Consider the following 4,492-nt stretch of genomic DNA (forward strand, 5'->3'; position numbering starts at 1 on the left):
GTCTAAATATTTTTAATAATTTCTTCAAAAAAAATATTTTTCATAAGTTAAATACTACATAAATAAAGTTGATTTTCATTTTTAATAATGTAAAATAATGCACTAAACAATAGTTTTTCTAATTGTTATTAAAGATTTATATACTTATTTGCAATGCGTTTATAAAAAGTACATAAGTAAATGATCTTAGTTATAAAACCAACACTCCAACAAATAATTTTTATCTTCTTTTTTATTGCCTAGTCATATCTTTAGTCTTATTTATTGAAAATCGTATAAAAATTTCGGTCTTGGAAAAAGAGTGTATTAGAGTAAATAAAGAAATTTATTTAAAACAAGTTATTTATGAAAAGACAATAAAGAATATTGAATTACAGAAAAGGAAACATAAATTACAAGTTGATAGTCTGAGAGAAAGCCTCCAGTATAACTGATTTTATAATCTAAATTTTGATCCGTAAGTTTTGTATAATAAAATATAATATTACAGGGACTTTTTACTTTTATGCTTCCATTCACAGTTCATTGGAGTAAACAAACTTGGTTCAAAATAAATTTTATTTATTATATCAAGCAATTCGTTAGATTTTAGTAAACCTCCACAGTGTTTTGGCTCAGTTGCAATAGTAAAACCTTCTAGTCTTTCAAAAATCCAAGCAATCAAAGGCCGCTTAATTGCTAGCATTTCCACTATCTCTTTTTGTTTAAGATAAGTATATTTCTGTTCAAAATTTCCATTATTATATGGATTATTAAGTGTGAAAAAATCTAAATCGATATCAAAGTATACATTTTGTTCTGTAGATTTTAAAAGACAATCTTCAAGAGCTTCATAAGTTTTAAATTTTTTAATGGTATGTGTGTTTCCATACAAATCAATAAATTCTTCATCTTTCCAATCTGATTCAAATTTACCTTGCCTACAATGGACATAAATATTTCCAACTAAATTGAGATATGCTGCACATAAAATGTGACCATCATTATTTCCTGCTAATTTAGCCCAAGAAAAAAAAGCGACTTCTCCATCATTGTCAAGATTTAAATTTTTTAACCATTCCTTTTCAGTTTCACATGGAAAGCATAAATCTTGATGCCAATCTAAGCTAACTAAACATGGAGGAATTTCGGATTTTAAATCTTTATTCCATTTTGACCAATAAAAAAAAGTATATCTATGCTCTTGAAAAACGGCAAGTTCAATAGATTTGTCTGAAAGCAATGGATGTGGCAAAATTTCAACTAGTGAGCCGGGAGGTCTTATACCATGCTTATTTCTAAATTCAACTTCCATATTATTCCTAAGTGTATATTTAAATTTAATTTGTTTAAAATTATATAGGAGAACAAAGTATTTGATTATTTCTTACTTCTCCGTAAAGCTTCAAGATATTCTACTTTTACGTTAAGTAAATAGAGCTATTAACGAAATAATTATAGCTATAATGGAAAAAATATGTGGTAACCATTTAGTTTTTAAGAGCCATTTATTCATTCTAATGGACGATTCTAGATTTTCTATTTCTTTCTTCTGTTTATAAGTTTCAAGATCTTTTAATTTAGATAAATGCTCTAGGTATAAAGAATAATTTCCAATATCTTTTATCTCATGACCAAGAGTTGAGAACTGTATAAAATGATCTCCTACTTTTTCAAAAATATTTAATAGTAACATTGTACTGCCTATATTTTGAATCTCAGGCAGGTCTTCTTTGCAATCCATTTTATGAATTAAGCTTGCGAAAATATCTTTTTCATATTTTGGAAAAAATTCGACAATTCTATCTATCCACTCAAATACATTTTTTTCATCTTCTACTGATTGGTAATTTTCTCTTACAACCATAAGTTATTTTTTAATTATACGCATTTTTTTCAATTTCAGGTAATGTTTATTGTAATTATACCATCTTAATTACATTTTTTAATATCTAATAATGTTTCAGTTGATAATCTTTTTCATTTCTAAGGAAGTTGATAGAAATTAAAATCATAACCACTTCCTTTAATAAATCCATCTACTTTTTTTAAAAACTCTTCACCAGTTTTACTTGGTAGAAATTCAAACACAATTTGGATCATAATTTTTTTGCCTACTGCACTAGGGTAACTTTCATATATCTGTCCATTTGCAAGTGCATCAAAATAGCTATTTATTTTATCTTGCAATATTAACAAATGCAAATTATCGTCATCCCATTCAAGATGATCCGAAATGGTTAATACAATCACATCTTCTTTATTAGTGCTAATTGCATCTATTTTATTTCTATCTTCAACAGACATATCTTTCTTTATCTATAACTATAATCCAAACATCTAAGTCTAAAAATTAAAGGATGAACAAAATTGCTCATCCTTTTAAATTTCCAATATTTTAAAATGAATATTATTCTAGATTAAATCCTACTATTTCCAATCGTTCCATTCTGAATCTTTATTTTCTCTCCACAAACCTTTACCAACAGATAAATTTACAGTTCGTTGCAGTGTATCATCAATTCCTAATATTGTACCTAATGGTACTATTCTTATATCTTCTTCTTTAAAATCTGGACCTGGACCTGAAAACATTTCCCATACATGATCTTCCCATCTCATAAGTTCCACTATTGTTTTACCTTTTAGAGAATCAATATCGGTTATAACATAAGATTTTTTAGGAACCTCAATATTCCAATCCATGTCAAGCCATTTCCAAATAGGATCATTTGCCCTCATTGACTGCGACATTAAAGGTGTATCCAGTGTTTTATTCTCTGGAATAATTTGATAAGCTGTAATTTTATCAACATTATAATAATTGTAAACTCCCAACATTAGCTTTTTACACCAAGATGAATCTACCTTATTTAAATAAAAAATATTATCAGATAATATAAACTTTGAATCTAAAGTTGATCCAGATTGCAATTGTTGATACACATATCTAAATTTTGATTCGTTGTCCTCAATAGAAATAAATCCACCAGCAATTACTAATTCAAAACCAAATTTTTCAGTTAATCCTATAGAGTAAGAATACTCTGGATTTTGACCGCCATTCACTAGTGTAAGATGGTAGTCATTTTTATGAATGTTCGTTTTTATAATTTCTAAAAATTCGCTTCTAATCATTTCCATCACATATTGTGCGCCATACAAGCCTCTTTAAAATCCAATTTTTTATTTTCTAATTCATTACTTAAAAAACTCTTAACTGGCAGATAACTAATTTCTTTAGGAACATTTACAGAGATATATCCTTTTAAATGACTTCCTTCCCAGCCACAATCAAAACTTTCAATTTTTTTTGTGATGTAGTCGATGTCACTTTCGTTATAAATTATTATCTGAATAGTACTATTTCCTGATTCATTTATGATATCGTCAAAAAATAATTCCCCATCATCATCTTCAACACTTATTAAATCATCATAAGCAATATTCGGAGCAAAGAAAGGAATATTTTTAATTCTGTATCCATTTTCCTCTTTTGCAGCCCAAACACTTTCCATTGCTATTTGTCCTTCGAGATCATAGTAAACGAACATTACTTTATCATTTATTTTTTCTTCCATTATCCTTTATTTAAATTACATCCTCTACACAATACTTGACCATTGGCTGGTGTTCCGCTACCTCCATCTCTTTTTCTTTTAACGTGATCAACATTTGTATCTGTTGAAGCCGGCGTAACTCCTTTTTTATTTTGTTTGGCTTCGGTTGTTGGAACTTTACACCCCTCACATGTTACTGTACCATTATTTTTTTCTTTGTTGAGATCTATAACAGCTTCTTTTCCTGCTTTTGTAAAATCCTTGCCGTCTCTATTTTTTCTACTTAATTTTTCTGCTCTAGCTTCTGCTTTAGTTGGTTCCGAAGTAGTTGATTTCTCTTTAGCTTTATTATTAGTTGATTCCTCGCTACCTGGAGCCGTACCAGCAGTTGCATTATAAGTCGTTGAACTTGACGAATCATCACTTCCTGTCATAGCATCCCAAGCCATCACTAAACCACCAACTACAAGAGAACCAACAGCAACTGCTCCTGCAGCTGGCTCTAAAACAATTCCTTGCGGACCAGCGCCCGCTATAGATATCATTGCAGCACCACCTAAACCTGCAGCAATAATTGCAGCACCACGACTTTTTGGTACTGGATCAATACTCTCTTCAGGAGCCATTCCATCAGGATCAATAAAATATACAGGATTGTCAAACGCATAATTATAAGGCGAGTATCTTCTCATTTGTTCCGCCAAAGGATCAATGTTCATCCAACGACCAAGTGCAGGGTCATAATTACGAGCTCCATAGTCGTAAAAGTTAAGCCCCAGCTCGTCTTGCAGCTCCTTTCCGTTGTACTTATAATTATATCCAATTTGCTTACTATCTGAATTATACCCCTCATGTTTGAGCCCAAAAGGATAATAATTATTCTCCTCAATAATTTCAAGAACTTGGGTTTGTGGGTTTTTAGCATAACTTAACCGTACGTTGCCTAAATGGTC

The 4,492-nt window shown here is 29.9% G+C and carries 6 protein-coding genes; all 6 read right to left on the reverse strand.

Features of this window, described 5'->3' with window-relative positions:
- Positions 1–484: 484 nt before the first annotated feature.
- On the reverse strand, positions 485–1,294 hold the full coding sequence (locus B0A64_RS24615) for a hypothetical protein (RefSeq protein ID WP_089482082.1): 810 nt from the start codon (positions 1,292–1,294) through the stop codon (positions 485–487).
- 111 nt (positions 1,295–1,405) lie between these two features.
- Entirely contained in the window at positions 1,406–1,846 is a 441-nt protein-coding gene (locus B0A64_RS24620; RefSeq protein WP_089482083.1) for a hypothetical protein, read from the reverse strand.
- A 119-nt stretch (positions 1,847–1,965) separates the two neighbouring features.
- On the reverse strand, positions 1,966–2,286 hold the full coding sequence (locus B0A64_RS24625; protein WP_089482084.1) for a DUF6572 domain-containing protein: 321 nt from the start codon (positions 2,284–2,286) through the stop codon (positions 1,966–1,968).
- A 123-nt stretch (positions 2,287–2,409) separates the two neighbouring features.
- Complete coding sequence (locus tag B0A64_RS24630) at positions 2,410–3,117, reverse strand: DUF4262 domain-containing protein (protein ID WP_165769877.1); 708 nt, start codon at positions 3,115–3,117, stop codon at positions 2,410–2,412.
- Between the two features lie 5 nt (positions 3,118–3,122).
- Positions 3,123–3,560, reverse strand: a complete 438-nt coding sequence (locus B0A64_RS24635; RefSeq protein WP_089482086.1) for a DUF4265 domain-containing protein — start codon at positions 3,558–3,560, stop codon at positions 3,123–3,125.
- Positions 3,560–4,492: RHS repeat-associated core domain-containing protein (locus B0A64_RS25455; RefSeq protein ID WP_208863570.1), on the reverse strand; the 933-nt coding region annotated here is incomplete at its 5' end. The genes B0A64_RS24635 and B0A64_RS25455, both read right to left, overlap by 1 nt.

The organism is Flavobacterium araucananum, assembly GCF_002222055.1.
Taxonomy (GTDB): domain Bacteria; phylum Bacteroidota; class Bacteroidia; order Flavobacteriales; family Flavobacteriaceae; genus Flavobacterium; species Flavobacterium araucananum.

Excerpts from the sequence above, each read along its gene's own strand:
- B0A64_RS24615 (WP_089482082.1), bottom strand. The coding sequence starts at position 1,294 with ATGGAAGTTGAATTTAGAAATAAGCATGGTATAAGACCTCCCGGCTCA.
- B0A64_RS24620 (WP_089482083.1), bottom strand. The coding sequence starts at position 1,846 with ATGGTTGTAAGAGAAAATTACCAATCAGTAGAAGATGAAAAAAATGTA.
- B0A64_RS24625 (WP_089482084.1), bottom strand. The coding sequence starts at position 2,286 with ATGTCTGTTGAAGATAGAAATAAAATAGATGCAATTAGCACTAATAAA.
- B0A64_RS24630 (WP_165769877.1), bottom strand. The coding sequence starts at position 3,117 with ATGATTAGAAGCGAATTTTTAGAAATTATAAAAACGAACATTCATAAA.
- B0A64_RS24635 (WP_089482086.1), bottom strand. The coding sequence starts at position 3,560 with ATGGAAGAAAAAATAAATGATAAAGTAATGTTCGTTTACTATGATCTC.